General features: G+C 64.2%; 14 protein-coding genes. 7 read left to right on the plus strand and 7 right to left on the minus strand.

All coding sequences use genetic code 11. The features are described 5' to 3' along the window. Nucleotides 1-29 precede the first annotated feature (29 nt). From rpoA to QRM89_RS01880, 5 genes are all read left to right on the plus strand, one after another. Nucleotides 30-1,028 (plus strand): DNA-directed RNA polymerase subunit alpha, encoded by a 999-nt coding sequence (rpoA, locus tag QRM89_RS01860; RefSeq protein WP_002811635.1) that lies wholly within the window; start codon nt 30-32, stop codon nt 1,026-1,028. Nucleotides 1,029-1,203: 175 nt separating this feature from the next. Then, nucleotides 1,204-1,587: a 50S ribosomal protein L17 gene (gene rplQ, locus QRM89_RS01865; RefSeq protein ID WP_011036134.1), complete on the plus strand. Its 384-nt coding sequence runs from the start codon at nt 1,204-1,206 to the stop codon at nt 1,585-1,587. Nucleotides 1,588-2,187: 600 nt separating this feature from the next. After that, nucleotides 2,188-2,706, plus strand: coding sequence for a disulfide bond formation protein B (locus QRM89_RS01870; RefSeq protein ID WP_014506823.1), 519 nt, complete (start codon nt 2,188-2,190; stop codon nt 2,704-2,706). 44 nt (nt 2,707-2,750) lie between these two features. Then, entirely contained in the window at nt 2,751-4,142 is a 1,392-nt protein-coding gene (locus QRM89_RS01875) for a 3-deoxy-7-phosphoheptulonate synthase class II (protein ID WP_285447152.1), read from the plus strand. A gap of 86 nt (nt 4,143-4,228) precedes the next feature. After that, on the plus strand, nt 4,229-5,356 hold the full coding sequence (locus QRM89_RS01880; RefSeq protein WP_042596265.1) for a mechanosensitive ion channel domain-containing protein: 1,128 nt from the start codon (nt 4,229-4,231) through the stop codon (nt 5,354-5,356). Between the two features lie 180 nt (nt 5,357-5,536). Here QRM89_RS01880 and QRM89_RS01885 read toward each other — a convergent pair whose 3' ends face one another. The 3 genes from QRM89_RS01885 to typA all read right to left on the minus strand — a co-directional run bounded on the left by QRM89_RS01885 (nt 5,537) and on the right by typA (nt 9,574). Then, nucleotides 5,537-7,165, minus strand: coding sequence for an amidase (locus tag QRM89_RS01885; protein ID WP_285447153.1), 1,629 nt, complete (start codon nt 7,163-7,165; stop codon nt 5,537-5,539). Between the two features lie 90 nt (nt 7,166-7,255). After that, complete coding sequence (locus QRM89_RS01890; protein ID WP_029629030.1) at nt 7,256-7,675, minus strand: DUF2127 domain-containing protein; 420 nt, start codon at nt 7,673-7,675, stop codon at nt 7,256-7,258. Nucleotides 7,676-7,744: 69 nt separating this feature from the next. Continuing rightward, nucleotides 7,745-9,574 (minus strand): translational GTPase TypA, encoded by a 1,830-nt coding sequence (gene typA, locus QRM89_RS01895; RefSeq protein ID WP_011036140.1) that lies wholly within the window; start codon nt 9,572-9,574, stop codon nt 7,745-7,747. 244 nt (nt 9,575-9,818) lie between these two features. On the opposite strand from typA, the gene QRM89_RS01900 reads away from it, so the two are divergent. Together QRM89_RS01900 and QRM89_RS01905 are read left to right on the plus strand one after the other, a co-directional pair. After that, a complete protein-coding gene (locus QRM89_RS01900; protein ID WP_010368631.1) occupies nt 9,819-10,313 on the plus strand; it encodes a peptidylprolyl isomerase in 495 nt (164 codons plus the stop codon). Between the two features lie 116 nt (nt 10,314-10,429). Beyond that, a complete protein-coding gene (locus tag QRM89_RS01905; RefSeq protein ID WP_011036142.1) occupies nt 10,430-11,416 on the plus strand; it encodes a malate dehydrogenase in 987 nt (328 codons plus the stop codon). A 141-nt stretch (nt 11,417-11,557) separates the two neighbouring features. Here QRM89_RS01905 and QRM89_RS01910 read toward each other — a convergent pair whose 3' ends face one another. From QRM89_RS01910 to QRM89_RS01925, 4 genes are all read right to left on the minus strand, one after another. Continuing rightward, nucleotides 11,558-12,172 (minus strand): glutathione binding-like protein, encoded by a 615-nt coding sequence (locus QRM89_RS01910; RefSeq protein ID WP_285447154.1) that lies wholly within the window; start codon nt 12,170-12,172, stop codon nt 11,558-11,560. 60 nt (nt 12,173-12,232) lie between these two features. Next, nucleotides 12,233-12,694: a cell wall hydrolase gene (locus QRM89_RS01915; RefSeq protein ID WP_014506828.1), complete on the minus strand. Its 462-nt coding sequence runs from the start codon at nt 12,692-12,694 to the stop codon at nt 12,233-12,235. A 1,772-nt stretch (nt 12,695-14,466) separates the two neighbouring features. Next, on the minus strand, nt 14,467-15,774 hold the full coding sequence (locus tag QRM89_RS01920) for an MFS transporter (RefSeq protein WP_285447155.1): 1,308 nt from the start codon (nt 15,772-15,774) through the stop codon (nt 14,467-14,469). A 143-nt stretch (nt 15,775-15,917) separates the two neighbouring features. After that, on the minus strand, nt 15,918-17,957 hold the full coding sequence (locus tag QRM89_RS01925) for an NADPH-dependent 2,4-dienoyl-CoA reductase (RefSeq protein ID WP_285447156.1): 2,040 nt from the start codon (nt 17,955-17,957) through the stop codon (nt 15,918-15,920). Nucleotides 17,958-18,406 lie beyond the last annotated feature (449 nt).

Genomic DNA, 18,406 nt, shown 5'->3' on the forward strand with positions numbered 1-18,406 from the left:
TGCCGGAGGTTCGCAGGAGACCCCGCAACATGACGGTTACCGCCAACCAGGTTCTGCGCCCCCGCGGTCCGCAGATCGAACGTCTTACCGACAACCGCGCAAAGGTCGTAATCGAGCCGTTGGAGCGCGGTTACGGGCACACGCTGGGCAATGCCCTGCGTCGTGTGCTGTTGTCGTCGATCCCCGGTTTTGCGATCACCGAGGTCGAGATCGACGGCGTGCTGCATGAGTACACCACGGTCGAAGGGCTGCAGGAAGACGTGCTTGACGTCCTGCTTAACCTGAAGGATGTGGCAATCCGGATGCACAGTGGTGACAGCGCCACGCTGTCGTTGTCCAAGCAGGGTCCGGGTACGGTCACTGCGGCCGACATCAGGACCGATCACAACGTTGAGATCATCAACGGCGACCACGTGATCTGCCACCTGACCAAGGACACGGCGCTGAACATGCGCCTGAAGATCGAGCGTGGTTTCGGCTATCAGCCGGCTGCCGCGCGTCGTCGTCCGGACGAAGAGACCCGCACCATCGGTCGTCTGATGCTGGATGCGTCGTTCTCGCCCGTGCGTCGCGTTGCCTATGCCGTGGAAGCTGCACGCGTTGAACAGCGCACCGACCTCGACAAGCTGGTCATCGATATCGAAACCAACGGCACGATCGATGCCGAGGAAGCCGTGCGCACCGCCGCCGACATCCTCAGCGATCAGCTGTCGGTGTTCGGCGATTTCACCCACCGCGATCGCGGTGCGGCCAAGCCGGCTGCCAGCGGCGTGGATCCGGTGCTGCTGCGCCCGATCGACGACCTCGAGCTGACCGTGCGTTCGGCCAACTGCCTGAAGGCTGAGAGCATCTACTACATCGGCGATCTGATCCAGAAGACCGAAGTCGAGCTGCTCAAGACCCCGAATCTGGGCAAGAAGTCGCTGACCGAAATCAAGGAAGTGCTGGCACAGCGCGGCCTTGCACTGGGTATGAAGCTGGAGAACTGGCCGCCGGCCGGTGTCGCTCAGCACGGCATGCTTGGTTAATGCAACACCGCATGGGCGTCTTCGGGCGCCCATGCTTTTTTACATCGACGGGCCAAAGCCCGCGGTGACACCCGGTCAAGGACAGCCGGCTCGGACCAACCGCAGTCCATTCAACAGCGCCAGGATGGCGACAACGTCTCTCAGTAGTCTCAACATTCCATAGGAAATCACACTCATGCGTCACCAGAAATCCGGTCGTAAGTTCAACCGCACCAGCGCGCACCGCGAAGCCATGTTCCGCAACATGGCAGCCTCGCTGTTCAAGCACGAGCTGATCAAGACCACCTTGCCGAAGGCCAAGGAACTGCGTCGCGTTGCCGAGCCGCTGATCACCATCGGCAAGGTCGATGGCGTTGCAAACCGTCGTCTGGCGTTCGCCCGCCTGCGCGACAAGGAAGCAGTGGGCAAGCTGTTTGTCGAACTGGGCCCGCGTTACGCGACCCGTCCCGGCGGCTACCTGCGCATCCTGAAGGCTGGCTTCCGTGCCGGTGACAATGCGCCGATGGCGTATGTGGAACTGGTCGACCGTCCGGTCGTCGCCGAGGAAGTGTCCGAGTAATCGGATCGTCTCGTCGCAAAGATTCTTGAAGGAGCCCGGCCCATGCCGGGCTTTTTCGTTGTGGACCAGCGGTGAGGTGTGTACTGGCTTGCAGGCGCTGGGATGACAGTGTTGGCTTGTATGCGGAAGGGGCGGCAGCTGGACGTCGGTAACGTCCACCGTGGACTGCGGCCATTGAAGAGCGCGCTGTTGCCATCGAAGTAGCGATGCGGTCCTGGCCTGTTCAAGCGCACCCGGCGCTGCTGCCCACACCACCGGCGCACGCCATGCTTGCCTCGGGTGCGGATGCGAAAGGACTTAAGCGGCGAGGGCCGATAACCTCATTCACTTCAGCTGTAGAGCTGTGTTCTGGTAATGCCCCAGCGCCTGTATCAACGGGCTGACGCCCCCGTCAGTAGCGATGCTGCGGCGCGTCGCCACCAGCGGTTCCTGCGCCAGGCTGCTCTGGTCGAAGCGGCGCGCGGTTGCAGGCAATCAAGCGAAGCAGGTGTCAGTTACGCGCAGCATCGGTGCGGATTGACGCAGCGGCCCCGAGCATGCGTGGTCAGCGGGCCGGGGATGGCAGATAATCCGCATCTTGGTCCTTGGCAAGCGGTAACGATGAATCCATTCCGTTGGGGTTTTCGGGCGCAATTCCTGCTGGGCTTTCTGGCCTGTGCCGGCTTGCTGGCCTATGCGATCTACGTGCAGCTGCATCTGGGCTTGGAGCCTTGCCCGCTGTGCATTTTCCAGCGCATCGCGTTCGCCGCACTGGCCCTGCTGTTCCTGCTGGGCGCCTTACATGGCCCACGTGGGGCCGGTGGGCGCAAGGCGTATGGCGTGCTGGCCTTCATTGCTGCCGGCGTGGGCATGGGCATTGCGGCGCGGCATGTGTGGGTGCAGATCCGTCCCAAGGACATGATGTCCTCGTGTGGGCCGCCGCTGAGTTTTCTGAGCGAAACGATGGGCCCGTTCGAAGTGTTCCGCACGGTGCTGACCGGCACCGGCGACTGCGGCAATATCGACTGGCGCTTTCTGGGGCTGAGCATGCCGATGTGGAGCATGGTCTGGTTTGTCGGCCTGGCCCTGTGGGCCTTGTATGCGGGCTTCAAGCACCGCGGCCCGCGCAAGTTGTTCTGATGGGTCCGGCTGCGGCCGGCGTCTGCGATCTTCTGGAGTACACGATGTCCGCTTCTTCCCCCTCGACCGACCACCAGCCGGACGCCTGGTCGCCGCAAAGCTGGCGCCAGCGCACGGCGCTGCAGATGCCGACTTATCCGGACGCGGCGGCGCTTGAGCACACGCTCGATGAGCTGCGCCAATTGCCGCCGTTGGTGACGTCGTGGGAAATCTTCGCGCTCAAGCGCCAGCTGGCCGAAGCGCAGGAGGGCAAGCGCTTCCTGCTGCAGGGCGGCGACTGCGCGGAGAACTTCAGCGATTGCGAATCGGGCACCATCTCCAATCGCCTGAAGGTGCTGCTGCAAATGAGCCTGGTGCTGGTGCATGGCTTGCGCCTGCCGGTGGTGCGGGTGGGCCGGTTTGCAGGCCAGTACGCCAAGCCGCGTTCGGCCGATACCGAGACGCGCGATGGCGTAACGCTGCCGAGCTACCGCGGCGATGTAATCAATGCGCCAGCCTTCACGGAGGCCGCGCGCGTGCCCGATCCGCGCCGCATGATCACCGCGCATTCGCGCTCGGCGATGACGATGAATTTCGTGCGGGCGCTGATCGATGGCGGCTTCGCTGACCTGCATCATCCCGAATACTGGAATCTGCAGTGGGTGGGTTATTCGCCGCTGGCGGCCGACTACCAGAAGATGGTGTCCTCGATCGGCGATGCGGTGCGCTTCATGGAGACGTTGTCGGGAGCGGAGGTCTACAACCTCAATCGCATCGACTTCTACACCTCGCACGAGGCTTTGCTGCTGCCCTACGAAGAGGGTCTGACCCGGCAGGTGCCGCGCCAATGGGGTTGGTTCAACCTCAGTACGCATTACCCGTGGATCGGCATGCGCACCGCGGCGCTGGACGGCGCGCATGTGGAATATCTGCGCGGCGTGCGCAATCCGATCTCGATCAAGGTGGGGCCGTCGGTGCAGCCGGATCAGTTGCTGCGTTTGATGGATGTGCTCAATCCCGAAGATGAGCCAGGCCGCCTGAGCTTCATTCATCGCATGGGCGCCGCACAGATTGCCGAGAAATTGCCGCCGCTGCTGGATGCGGTCAAGCGCGACGGCCGGCGCGTGCTGTGGGTGTGCGATGCGATGCATGGCAATACCGAGAGCACCGGCAACGGCTACAAGACGCGGCGGTTCGACAACATCCGTAGCGAGGTGGAACTGTCGTTCGACCTGCATGCCGCCGCAGGCACGCGCTTGGGCGGGGTGCATCTGGAATTGACCGGCGAAGATGTCACCGAGTGCACCGGTGGCGCGCGTGAGCTGACCGAACGCGACCTCGAACGTGCGTACCGGTCCAGCGTGGATCCGCGCCTGAATTACGAGCAGTCGCTGGAGATCGCCATGGCGATCGTACGTAAGCAACAACAGGTGGCAGCGCAGCCGCTGGGCGGTTAGACGCGCGTGCGCATGACGTGATGCTCATGCCGCTTGCGGCATGCTCCTGCAGCCATCCCTCTTTCCCCCCCCACAGGAGGAACGGTTTGACTGCCGATTGGAACGTCATTCGCGAATACGCCATCCCGCTAGGTGCTGCACTGCTGGCGGGGCTGGTGGCCTGGTCATTGCTGCTGTGGCTGTTCCGCCGCATGCAGGGCCGCGACTATCGCCGCGCACGCATCATCCGCGTGATTACCTTGCCGGCGGCCTTCATCCTGCCGCTGCTGTTTCTCAGCGTTGCCACCGAAGCCACGCCGTTGTCGGAAAAGGCGCTGGCCGCCGTGCAGCACCTGTTGCACGTGGGCATCGTCGGCTGTGTGACCTGGCTGCTGGTGCGCGCAGTGGCTGCCGGCGAGGCGGCGATCCTGCGCAGCAACCCGATCGAGGTGGCCGACAACCTCACCGCCCGACGCATCCAGACGCAGACACGCGTGCTGAGCCGGGTGGTGATGGGTGCAGTGATCCTGCTCGGTATCTCGGTGGTGCTGCTTGGCTTTGAGCAGGTGCGCCAGATCGGCAAGACGTTATTGGCCTCGGCGGGCATCATCGGCCTGGTGGCCGGTATTGCCGCCAAGCCGGTATTCGGCAACCTGATCGCCGGTTTGCAGATCGCGCTGACGCAGCCGATCCGCCTGGACGATGTGGTGATTGTGGAAGGCGAATGGGGGCGGATCGAGGAGATCGGCAGCTCTTATGTGGTGGTGCGCATCTGGGATGAGCGGCGCATGGTGGTGCCGCTGACCTGGTTCATCGAGAACCCGTTCCAGAACTGGACCCGTGCCAGCGCCGACCTGCTGGGTACCGCGTTCCTGTGGCTGGATTACCGCACGCCGATCGCCGCGGTACGCGCAGAGCTGGAGCGTATCTGCCACAGCGAACCGCTATGGGACGGGCGTGTCTGCGTTACCCAGATCACCGATACCAGCGACAACACCATCCAGGTGCGCCTGCTGGTAAGCGCGCGCAATTCCGGCGACGCGTTCGACCTGCGCTGCCTGGTGCGCGAGCGCATGATCGATTTTCTGACCCGCGAGCACGCCTACGCGTTGCCCAGGATCCGTGCCGAAATTACCGGCGAAGAAAAGCCCGCGTCCCGTGCGCCGCAGCCGATCGCGCCGGAAAGCGTGCGCTCGCCGGGAGCGGAAGACGGCGAGCCTGCAGCGTCGATCTAGCGCTGCCTGCTGAGCCGCTTGGCCGCGGCGGTGTGCGCTGGCGGCCAATCGGTTCGCGATGCTGCGCACCGACATGGGTGGCAGTGCGCAGCTGCCTGGGCTGCAAGTAGCGCGACATCCTGGTGATGTTGGTTCGTGATGTCGATGCCTGCATCGCCTCCACGCTTCCTTGCGGTGCGGTCAGTCGGCCGTCTTCGGTTGCGATGGGCCCGGTGTCGTCGCCGGCGGTGCGCTTGGCGCGTAGCCGGGCGCAAACCGCGCATGGCTGCGTTGCTCGTAGGCGTAGCCTAGTTCGATCAGGCGCGGCTCGCTCCACGCAGTGCCCATGAACAGCAATCCGAGCGGCAAGCCCTGGGTTTGCCCCATCGGCACGCTCAGGCTGGGATATCCGGCCACTGCCGCGGCGCCGTAGCCGGCACCGGGAAACGTGTCGCCCTTGCCGAGCGTGGTGACCCAGGCAGGGCCGGTGGTCGGGACGATCAGTGCGTCCAGGCGGTCGGCCTTCAGTGCGGCGTCGATGCCTTGTTCGCCGGCGAGCCGTCTGGCGCTGGCACGCGCGCTCAGATAAGCCGGGTCCTCCAGGCCAGGCGCAGCCTGGGCCTGCTCGAACAATTCCTGGCCGAAGTAGGGCATTTCGCGCTGCGCATTGGCGCGATTGAAGGCAACCAGCGCATCCAGGTCTTTGACCGGCGCGGCGTGGCTGCGCAGATAGGCATTCAACCCGGCCTTGAATTCAACCAACAGGACCGTCTGCTCAGCGGCATCCCACTGTCCATCGGTGGCCAGGCGGGTTTCGATCACCGTGGCACCTGCCGCGCGCAGCGTCTGTACGGCGCGATCCAACGCGGCGGCGATTGCGGGATCCTCGCGCAGTGGATTGCGCAACAGGCCCAGGCGCGCGCCGCGCAGGCCATCGGGTTTGAGGTGGGCGAGATAATTCGGTGTGGACGACGGCGCAGTGCGCGTGGCCGGATCCTGCGGATCGGGCGCGGCAATCGCCTGCAGTACCGCGGCCGCATCGGCAACGCTGCGCGTCATCGGCCCGGCGGTGTCCTGGCTGGCCGAGATGGGGATGATGCCGTCACGGCTGACCAGGCCCACCGTGGGCTTGAGCCCGACCAGGCCATTGACTGCGGCCGGGCAGGTGATGCTGCCATCGGTCTCGGTGCCGATGCCTGCCGCGGCCAGGCTGGCAGCAATCGCCGCGCCGGTGCCGGCGCTGGAGCCGCATGGGTTGCGGTCCAGCGCGTACGGATTACGAGTCAGCCCGCCGCGGCCGCTCCAGCCCGAACTGGATTGGGTAGAGCGAAAATTGGCCCATTCGCTGAGGTTGGTCTTGCCCAAGATCACCGCGCCCGCCGCGCGCAGGCGCTGCACCAGGAACGCATCCTGTGTGGGACGGAAGCTGACCAACGCCAATGAGCCGGCGCTGTTGACCATGGGCAGCGCGTCGATGTTGTCCTTGAGCAGGAGCGGGATGCCGTGCAGCGGGCCGCGCACCTGGCCGGCACGACGTTCGGCATCCAGCGCGGCGGCGTCGGCTTCGGCCTGCGGGTTCAGTTCGATCACTGCATTTAGGCTTGGTCCGCTGCGGTCGATGCGGGCGATGCGCTGCAGGTAGGCGTGCGTGAGTTGGGCGCTGCTGGACCGGCCGGCCTGCATGCGCGCCTGCAGGGTCGCAATATCGGCTTCGACCACCTCGACAGGCGCAGACGGAACGGCCGCGTCGGCGACAACGGGCTTGTCGGCAGCAACGGCGCAGCCGCTCAACGCGGCCAGGGAAAGCAGGGACAGGATGGGTGTGCGCATCGTCGGTTTCCCCAGGGATCAGCTTCGCAGGCTAGCGGCGCTGCGGCGGGGTGACAATGTGTCGAACGGGTAGGGCAGTGAGCGGTGGCGTCAGCGACGTCGGCGCCGCACCAGGTCGCGCGCCAGCACGCCGACCACGATCAGGTTGATCGCCAGCACGCCCCAGGCGGTCCAGCCGGGATGGCGGACGATGGCGTAGATATCGAATGGCAAATAGATGGCGGCAGACAGGCAACCGAGCACGGAGGCCCAGGCCTTGGCACGCCACAGACCCCATGCTTCCACCACATGCAGCAGGCCGTAGGCCAGCATGGCGGCGGCGGCCAGATGCACCGCGTCGGGGTTGATGGTCTTGAGCAACGACGGCAGTGCGCCGTGGTCGGGGTCCAGACTGAAACGGCGAATCAGCGTGCTGACCGCATGTTGCAGCGGGAGCGGGCCCAGAATTTCCAGGCCCGTCGCCGCCAGGATCGCAAGCATGCCCTTGACCGCCTCGAGCAAGGCGATCAGGTGCAGCCCCGGATGCGCACGCGGATCCGGGCTGTAGGGCGTGTCGCTCACGACCGTGGGCCTAAACGATCAGCCCGAACGGCCGGCGCGCTTACGGTCGCTTTCGGTCAGGAACTTCTTGCGCAGGCGGATTTCCTTCGGGGTGACTTCCACCAGCTCGTCGTCCTCGATGAAGTCCAGGGCCTGTTCCAGCGTGTACTTGATCGCCGGGGTCAGCTTGATCGCGTCGTCCTTGCCCGAAGCGCGCATGTTGGTCAGCGGCTTGGTCTTGATGGCGTTGACGGTCAGATCGTTGTCCTTGGAGTGGATACCGATCAGCTGGCCTTCGTACACGTTGTCGCCTTCAGCGGCGAACAGGCGGCCACGCTCTTCCAACGGCCCCAGCGCATAGGCCGGCGTTGCGCCCGGTGCGTTGGCAATCATCACGCCGTTCTGGCGCTTGGCGATGGCGCCCTGTTCCTTCGGGCCGTAATGGTCGAACACGTGGAACAGCAGGCCCGAGCCCTGGGTGAGGGTGCGGAACTCGTTCTGGAAGCCGATCAGGCCACGCGCCGGGATCATGTAATCCAGACGCACGCGACCCTTGCCATCCGGCTCCATGTTCTTCAGCTGGCCCTTGCGGGTGCCCAGCTTTTCCATCACGCCGCCCTGGTGCTGTTCTTCGATGTCCACCACCAGCTGTTCGATCGGCTCCATCTGCTTGCCGTCGATTTCCTTGATGATCACTTCCGGACGCGACACAGCCAGCTCGTAGCCTTCACGACGCATGTTTTCGATCAGCACCGACAGATGCAGTTCGCCACGGCCGGAGACCAGGAACTTGTCGGCGTCGGAGCCTTCTTCGACCTTCAGTGCAACGTTGTGCACCTTCTCGCGGTCCAGACGGTCGCGCAGCTGGCGGCTGGTCAGGAACTTGCCACCGGACAGGTCCTTGTTGCCGGCGAACGGCGAGTTGTTGACCTGGAAGGTCATCGAGATGGTCGGCTCGTCCACGGTCAGCGGCGGCAGGCCTTCCGGCGCGTCGAGCGCACAGACGGTGTCGGAAATGGTCAGCTCGGCCACACCGGAGATGGCGACGATATCGCCGGCCTCGGCGGTGTCCTGCTCGATGCGCTCAAGGCCCAGGAAGCCCAGCACCTGCAACACCTTGCCCTGACGCTTCTTGCCTTCACGGTCGATCACGCTGACGGGCATGTTCTTCTTCAGCACGCCGCGCTGGATGCGGCCGATGCCGATCACGCCGACGAAGTTGTTGTAGTCCAGCTGGCTGATGCGCATCTGGAACGGGCCGTCCGGATCGACGTCCGGTGCCGAGACGTGCTGCATGATCGCTTCGTACAGCGGGGTCATGTCGCCGTCGCGTACGTTGGAATCCAGGCTGGCGTAGCCGTTCAGTGCCGAGGTGTAGACGATCGGGAAGTCCAGCTGCTCGTCGGTTGCGCCGAGCTTGTCGAACAGGTCGAACACCTGGTCGATCACCCAGTCCGGGCGTGCGCCGGGACGGTCGATCTTGTTGACCACCACGATCGGCTTGAAGCCCATCGCGAACGCCTTCTGAGTCACGAAGCGCGTCTGCGGCATCGGGCCGTCCATCGCGTCGACCAGGATCAGCACCGAGTCCACCATCGACAGCACGCGCTCGACTTCGCCACCGAAGTCGGCGTGTCCGGGGGTGTCGACGATGTTGATGCGGTTGCCGTTCCATGTGATGGCGGTGTTCTTGGCCAGGATCGTGATACCACGTTCCTTTTCCTGATCGTTGCTGTCCATCACGCGCTCAGCCAACACGGTGCGTTCGGACAGGGTGCCGGACTGCTTCAGCAGGCAGTCGACGAGAGTGGTCTTGCCATGGTCGACGTGCGCGACGATGGCGATGTTGCGGAGTTTTTCGATAGACATGCGGAAAGGGCCCCTGTCTGGCGCCAGTCTTGAGATGAGGTAAGCCCGACATTATAGCGGTTTCGTTGCCGTGCCGTTGCGGATTGGCGCAAGTCGATTCAGATCGCCCATTCAGGCAGCGTGATGGCGGCTCGAATCCCGACCCGGCGACGGCCTTGGACCATGGTCGTAACCGCGCAGTCGTCCACGCGCCCGGGTGTATCCTAATGGGCTGTTGATCACCCCAGAACCTGCAAGGATTTCCATGTCCCTGATCGCCACTTTCGACACGTCCCGCGGCCCGATCGTTGTTGAGCTGTATCCGGAGAAGGCACCGCTGACCGTGGCCAACTTCGTCAATCTGGCCAAGCGCGGCTTCTACAACGGCCTGAGCTTCCACCGCGTCATCGCCGATTTCATGATCCAGGGCGGTTGCCCGGAAGGTTCCGGCCGCGGCGGCCCGGGCTATCGTTTCGAAGACGAGGCCAACAATGGCGTCGGCCACGAGCGCGGCGTGCTGTCCATGGCCAATGCCGGCCCGAACACCAATGGCAGCCAGTTCTTCATCACCCACACCGCCACCCCGTGGCTGGACGGCAAGCACACCGTGTTCGGTAAGGTCACCCAGGGCCTGGACGTGGTGGATAGCGTTGCCCAGGGCGACACCATCAACACGCTCACCATCGAAGGCGACACCGACGCCGTGCTGGCCGCCAAGGCCGACCGCGTTGCGGAGTGGAACAAGATCCTCGCCGCCTGATCTCACCCCGCCGAACGGCCGCCACGTGCGGCCGTTCGCTTGTCAAAGCGCCGCCAGGCCCCGTGCCACGCCAGCGCGCAACCCCCACCAACGCTTTTTAGCAGAGGAAACACCCCATGAAAGCACCCGTTCGTGTTGCTGTGACCGGCGCTGCCGGCCAGATCGGCTATGCCCTGCTGTTCCGTATTGCCTCCGGCGAAATGCTGGGCAAGGACCAGCCGGTGATCCTGCAGTTGCTGGAACTGTCCAACGAAAAAGCCCAGGCCGCGCTCAAGGGCGTGATGATGGAGCTGGAAGACTGCGCGTTCCCGCTGCTGGCCGGTATGGTCGGCACCGACGACGCCGAAGTGGCGTTCAAGGACATCGACGTCGCCCTGCTGGTCGGTGCGCGTCCGCGCGGCCCGGGCATGGAGCGCAAGGACCTGCTGCTGGAGAACGCCAAGATCTTCACCGCGCAGGGCGCTGCCCTGAACAAGGTCGCCAAGCGTGACGTCAAGGTGCTGGTGGTCGGTAACCCGGCCAACACCAATGCCTACATCGCGATGAAGTCGGCGCCGGATCTGAACCCGAAGAACTTCACCGCCATGCTGCGCCTGGACCACAACCGTGCGCTGAGCCAGCTCTCGCTCAAGCTCGGCAAGCCGGTTGGCGGCATCGAGAAGCTGGTGGTGTGGGGCAACCACAGCCCGACCATGTACCCGGATTACCGTTTCGCCACCTCCGATGGCGCGTCCATCGGCGATGCGATCAACGACCAGGAATGGAACGCCGGCACCTTCATCCCGACCGTGGGCAAGCGCGGCGCGGCGATCATCGAAGCGCGCGGGCTGTCGTCGGCCGCATCGGCTGCCAATGCCGCCATCGATCACGTGCGTGACTGGGTGCTGGGCAGCAATGGCAAGTGGGTCACCATGGGCGTGCCGTCCGACGGCTCCTACGGTATTCCGGAAGGCGTGATCTTCGGCTTCCCGGTCACGACCGAGAACGGCCAGTACACCCTGGTCAAGGATCTGCCGATCGACGACTTCAGCCAGAAGTACATCGACAAGACCCTGGCCGAGCTGGAAGAAGAGCGCAGCGGCGTGTCGCATCTGCTGGGCTGAGTGATTACTGCAATGAGATAGAAAAAACGCCGGGCATTGCCCGGCGTTTTTTTGTGGTCACTCATCTAGTGCACGGCGTTCTGAGTGCTGCCTTGGGTGCATGATCACGTGCGTTTGCCGCCCGCCCGCCGCACTGGGCGATCAGTTCAAGCCTTCGGCTTGCAGTGCGGCTTGTACGTCTGCATCTGCCAGCATGCGCTGGAAGAACGCATCGAGCGCGCTCAGGCCGGACAGGTCTACGCCGGCCTTGAGCGCCCAGCGCAAGGTGACGAACAGATAGGCATCGGCGCCGGTATGCGTGTCGCCGGCTAACCAATTGCGGCCTTGCAGATGCGCATCCACACGCGTGTAGAGCGTGCGCAGTTTGATGCGCGCATCCTCGTGGCTGCGCTGGATCAGCGCGTCTTCCTGCAGATACGCCGTGCTGCCGAAGAGCGGCTTGAAGGTTGGATGCAGATCGGCGTTGACGAAGGCGATCCAGCGATTGATCTCGGCGCGGCTACGCGCGGTGCCGTCGCCACCCAGGCCGGTCAGCGGTGCGGTGTCGGCGATATAGTTGAGGATCGCCGCGTTCTGGGTCAGTGCCCATTGGTCGACCACCAGCAGCGGCACCGCGCCGGCCGGATTCAGGCGTAGATAATCAGGCGACTTCATCGTGGCCGCGTCGACCACGGTGAGCTCGAACGGCAGGCCGGACCAGCGCAATACGATGTGATCTGCGAGCGAGCAGGCGCCCGGCTTTGTATACAGCTTCATGGAGAGTCCACGCAGGAGCGAAGACGCAAGCTTAGCGGCATCGCGTGCTGCGTGGCGCGCTCAGGACGCGGTGCGTGGCCGCAGTTTCTGCACGCGGTAGAACGTATGGTCACCGATGGTGGCCACCTGATACGCATTGCGCCAACTCGGGCTGGCAATGGCGCTGGCAGCGAAGTGACTTGCGCCTGGCACGATTTCTTTGCGCTGGCCTACCGGTAGCGCCCAATTGCGTTCCGCAGCCAGCGCCACGTCCAATGCCTTGTTCCAGGCATCGTCGTTCTTCAGCTGGGTGCCGGGTGACACGATGGTCGGCGCGAACTGCTTGCGCGCGGTCACCACCTGACACATCGAATCGCCCCACAGACCACTGTCCAGGCGACGCAGTGCAACTTCCGCAACCGCCTGCTGACCACGCAAGGTCTGGTCACGCGCTTCCAGGTACACGGTGGTACTCAAACACAACGAATCTGCTGCAGGCTGCGGCAATAATTGCGACAGCCAAAGTATCCAGGCCAGTTTCATAGAACTCCTTGCTCCGTATGGGCCCATCCACAGGGTGTCCAATGCGAACACACCAGTGCGGGAGGCTTGGCGTCATGGGGAGGCGACCTGTCACGGGCCGCCCGGTCTTCGGCGAAAGGAAGAATCTGCCGAAGGTGCCCGCCGAATCAGGCGGGTCAAAAAGTTGGCGCAAGGTAGGCGCCGATCACACAATCTTGGCTGAATGGGCGGGGTTGACGGCGGTAATTGCTTGTTGGATCAGCGATGTGGCGATGACCGTCTCTGCACTGCAGCACGCAGTGCGCGTCGCATTGCTGTAGCGACGCGGTACTGATGCAAATAAGTTGCGCGCGTTGCGTAGACGTTTTCGTGAAATCGTGCCGATGACGTGCGGGAATTCACGCTGGCTGCACATGTGGTTTGCTGTGAAGCGCACGAGCTATGTAATGACGTGATTTGCTGAGGTGCGCGGTAACGGCAAATGGCGCTGCGTGTTCCCTGTTGCGCGAGCTGCCAGTAGATGCATGTTGATGTCGTCTGTAGCCTGCCTGTTCTGTGTAGGACGTTGTGCATTGAGATGACTGCAAACGCGCGCAGCGATTCGCCAACTTTTCAGTGGTCAGTACGTTATGCGGTGACGACTGCAGCAGGACGTCATCTCTTGGCTAGTCGAGCATGTGTGTTGCTTGTGCTCCGATCGTGTTCTCGTTATGCAGCGCGGTGCGGGTTGTTTGGTAGCGAGCAATTGATTGAGCCATATCGACGGTCTGGCGTGGCGATGTTGAAGCTGCATGTGGTTGCTTCAGCCTTGCTCTTTCTTTCGAAGGTGATGCACGTCGTACATGCGCGCTGCGCGCGCAGCCGAATGTTTCCCTCGCGCAACCGCAGATTTCGTCAGTGTTGTTTGGTTGTGGCGAAGCATTGCCTGGCGGCTTCCCGCGGTAGGCCTGTGGCTGTGTTCAGCAAAGATTTATGCTCTGGAGTGCCTGGTGCGTGCAGCTCTTTGCAGCGTGTTCAATCGAGGCTTGATCAGTGTGCGGCAGCAAACGACGTCTTTTTCTAAATGCTGGTGCTTGCAAGTCGACACCGTTTTTTCGTCCTCGGTGACAAGCATCGGCCGCCGATCAGCCAACCAGCCGATCTCTCGCCGCATCGAACCAGGTTGCCGGCTCTGAATTCATGCGACGGTAGTGCGTTGAATGTCGACAACGGTTTTTTTCTCACTGGCAACCAATCAATGAGATGCCATGACAAAGTGAGAAGTCGCACGCGGATCATCGCGCTGCGGTGATTCGTCTGTCCAAGCTGTCAGCATGTCCATCGCGATCTGGTTCGGCAGGCTGCTCGCATTGCTCCTGCGAACTGTCTGCTTTGTAGTCCGCTCAAAATGCAGCAGCCCCAGAGTCAGTAATTTGCATCAGCACTGTGTTGCTCGGCGCAAGGGAAGTCAGGTTCAAGTAGATGTAAGTGCGCTGCGATGGGTGAAAGGTGCAGTCGCTGCACTAGTTGCGGTTAGCGAGAAAAATCGAAGTAAACAGTTTTTCTCGTCATTGCGCAGCTTTGGCGATGGGAGCTCGTCATGTCACCTACGCTGCACTGCGTAGCGATAAAAGAGTATGTGTTGCGTGCCATGCAATCACTCCGCAGGTCCAGCGTGCATGTTTCGTTGATCGCTGCTGCAATGGATGCCGCTTGCTAAGGCCAAGCGAGCTGCCTGACCAACCAGGTGCATGGCAGTCAACTCAGTGGCTCGCTACAAGTTCGCATGCACTGCATGCCACAGGGCAATGCGATCAAGCGCGCGGCGCGAGCCCCGATTTTGCAAGCGGTCTTCGGTTGAGTCGGTTACGTAGCCCGTTGGCATACGCCAGCAGCACGCAGCCAGTTCCGCACAGCATCGGGCCCGCTGCCATGGCCCAGGCCAGGTCGACGTGACCACGCCCTTGGCCGTCTCCGAGATTGAGCATCAGCCCGATCAAGATGCTGCCCAGTGCCAAGGCCACCTGCGCGCAGGCGGTGAGTCGCGCGACGCCGGCGGCATGCTGTGCCGGCTGCTGGCACGACAGTTCGGCATGGCGCGCCCAGACCCATTGCCCGGCGCTGCCGCCTGCCATCCCCATGCCGAAGGCCATGGCGGTGTCCAGCCACAGCGCATGACCTGCACCGGCCGCAAAGCTCATCCCCAAGGCCGCCAGCACCGCGCCGCTGCCTGCAAGGCGCGGCAGTGCGTTAGTGCGCCAGCGTGCGGCCAGTGGCTGCACAGCAACTGTTCCCAGTGCGTAGCCCATCAGAATGGCGCTGCACCAGCCTGGCGCGCCAATGCGCGATTGCGCGAGATAGGGCGCCAACTTGGTGAAGGTGGGCAGGGCACAGCACAGCAGCGCCATCACTGCAAACGTCGACAGCTGATCGGCCTGCCGACCTGTCGCCGACACTGTGCGTGGCGCTGGGGCAAGCGCCTGGGTGTAAGGGCGCAATGCCTGACGCAGCCATGCAGCCGACAACAGCGCGATGCTGCTGACCACCGCAACCACCACCAACGCGGTCCAGGGCGCTGACGACTGGCGGCTCTGCAGCACTAATCCGATCGCCGCACTGATCGACACTGCCGCCAGGCCGCTGCCGATCAGCCGCAGCGCGCTGACGCCGCGCGCGCCGCGCCAGGGCCAACCCCCAAGCCCCAGCAAGGCATTCTGTGCGACGTCGCCCACCGCGTAGGCAGCACGGAAGGGCAGGCTGAGCAGCAGCACGCAGCCCAGGCGCGTGCTGGCCGGCAGCAGGGGGACCAGGAACAGCAACAACAAGCTCAGTGCCGCCAGCGCGATGCCGCGCCATTGCGATCGGCCCGCCCAGGCCAGGCTGGTGCCCGCGCCCCAACGCCGTGCGGCGAGCAGGCCCATTGCCGCACTCAGGAGCAAGCCCGCTGCCACCGCACAGCCGGCCGCGATTGCATCCAGGCCGGCATGCTCAGTGAGCGCGAAGATCAGCAGGAGCTCGCCGGTGTACCAGAGCAGGCTCTTGCCGAAGTGCGCACCGGCATAGGCCAGTAGCGTTGCCGCCGGCAGAGCTGGCAGCAGGGGCAGGGGGCGGGGCGCGTGCATGCCGGCGTTATAGCGCAGCGACGCGTCAGGAAGAAGAAATGCGCGACTTGCCGCGCCAGTGTCCTGGCGGCAGCCGATGAATGCCCGCTCGCCCGCCCGCGTCGAGGCACGACGGGGCGAGGCGAAGTGTTGGGCGTGCAGCGCTACAGCTGCGCCGCGAGGCGGCTGGCCTGGTTGATTGCGCGCTTGGCATCCAGCTCCGCCGCCACGTCGGCACCGCCGATCAGATGCGGTTGCTTGCCGAACGCTTGCAGGGCTGCGAGCAGCTCGCGACGCGGCTCCTGTCCCGCACACACCACCACCGTGCCTACGTCGAGCACTTGCTCGCTGCCATCCACGCGGATGCGCAAGCCGGTGTCGTCCACGCCCAGATACTCGACCCCGCCGAGCATCTTGACGCCCTTGCCTTTGAGGGCGGCGCGGTGAATCCAGCCGGTGGTCTTGCCCAGGCGCGCGCCGGGGCGCCCCGGGCTACGTTGCAACAGCCAGACCTGGCGTGCCGGCGGTTCCGGCTGCGGCTTGGCCAGTGCGCCACGCGTTTCAAAGCTGGGGTCCACACCCCATTCGGCCATCCAGCGCGCCACGTCCAGCGACGGCGACACACCGCTGTGCACCAGAAATTCGCCCACATCGAAGCCAATGCCGCCTGCGCCGATGATGGCGACCTTGTCGGCCGCCACATGCCGGCCCAGCACCACGTCCAGGTAACTGACCACCATCGGATGATCCGCACCAGGGAAATCCACCCGGCGCGGCTCGATGCCGGTCGCCAGCACGATCTCGTCGAATGCCTGCAGGTCGCCTGCCTGCACCTGCGTGCGCAGTCGCAGCTGTACGCCGGTGGCCTGCAGGCGATGGTCGAAATAGCGCAGGGTTTCCTGGAACTCCTCCTTGCCCGGGATGCGCTTGGCCACATTGAACTGCCCGCCGATTTCATCGGCCGCATCGAACAGGGTCACCTGGTGGCCGCGCTCGGCAGCCACGGTCGCGCAGGCAAGGCCCGCAGGGCCCGCACCGACCACGGCCACGCGCTTGGGTGCGGTGGTCGGTGTGTAGAACAGTTCGGTTTCGTGCACGGCACGCGGGTTGACCAGGCAGCTGGCCAATTTGTTTTCGAACACGTGATCCAGGCAGGCCTGGTTGCAGGCGATGCATGTATTGATGGTATGCGGCTGTCCGGCGCGGGCCTTGTTGGCCCATTGCGGGTCGGCCAGCAGCGGGCGTGCCAGTGACACCATATCGGCCGCGCCATCGGCCAGGATGCGCTCGGCCACTTCGGGCATGTTGATGCGGTTGGTCGCCACCACCGGGATGCCGACGTGCGGCTTGAGCTTGGCGGTGACGCCGGCAAAGGCCGCGCGCGGTACCGATGTGGCAATGGTGGGCACGCGTGCTTCGTGCCAGCCGATGCCCGAGTTGATGATGGTTGCACCGGCGGCCTCGATCGCCTGCGCCTGCGCCACGATGTCCTGCCACTGGTTGCCGCCGTCCACCAGATCCACCAGCGACAACCGGTAGATGATGATGAAGTCCGGCCCGCAGGCCTCGCGGATACGGCGCACGATTTCCACCGCAAACCGCATGCGCTTGGCGGCATCGCCACCCCAGGCGTCGCTGCGCTGATTGGTGCGCGCGGCGGTGAATTCATTGATCAGATAGCCTTCCGATCCCATCACTTCCACGCCGTCGTAGCCGGCCTCGCGGGCCAGCCGCGCGGCGCGTGCATAGGCGCCGATCTGGCGATCCACCGCACCAGCCGACAACGCCCGCGGCGTGAAGGGATTGATCGGTGCCTTGAGCTTTGAAGGTGCCACCGACAAGGGGTGGTATGCGTAGCGCCCGGCGTGCAGCAGCTGCAGGCAGATCTTGGCACCGTGCGCATGCACTGCCGCGGTCACCTGCCGATGCGGGCGTACTTCCCACGGCCAGGACAGCTTGCCGCCGAACGGCTTGAGCCACCCGACGACATTTGGCGAGAACCCACCGGTGACGATCAGCCCGACGCCGCCAGCCGCACGTTCGGCGAAATACGCGGCCAGCTTCGGGAAATCGCGCGCACGGTCTTCCAGGCCGGTATGCATCGAGCCCATGAGGACGCGGTTGCGCAGTTGCGTGAAGCCCAGATCGAGCGGGGCGAACAGGTGCGGGAACGGGGAGTCGGACAGGCCGGTGGCGGGCGACATAACATGGATACGCTGGCGTACGGAGTGCGCACGATGCAGGCAAACGGCCGCGTCGGCAAGCCCTGGGTGCGGGTGTGGGGCTGTCGGTCGTGCCGGAGATGCGCGTGGACAGTGTTTAGGCGGGCTTGCCCCGATCTTCCGCGGCAGCGTGCGGCTGCATGCCTTGCGCAGGTTGTCGGAAGTCGCGTCTGAGCGGCGCTGCTGGTGTTGCTCGTGAAGATGTTGGGTGGCGGAAGGGTGCTGTGCATCCATCCAGCCAAACCTGGCCATTCCTGCCGGTCGCGCCCGGGTGCGCTCCTACGACGTGGAGCGCGTCTGGTTGTTCCAGGCAGGCACGCAACACGTAGATCGCTACAGATCGAGCATCCGCCGCGTCCTCCGTCGAGGCCTGGCCACCGCTCGCTGTCGTCAGGCTATCTGGACCACGTAGGAGCGCACCTGGGCGCGAA

This window comes from Xanthomonas sp. LMC-A-07 (assembly GCF_030208825.1).
Classification (GTDB): Bacteria; Pseudomonadota; Gammaproteobacteria; order Xanthomonadales; family Xanthomonadaceae; genus Xanthomonas; species Xanthomonas campestris.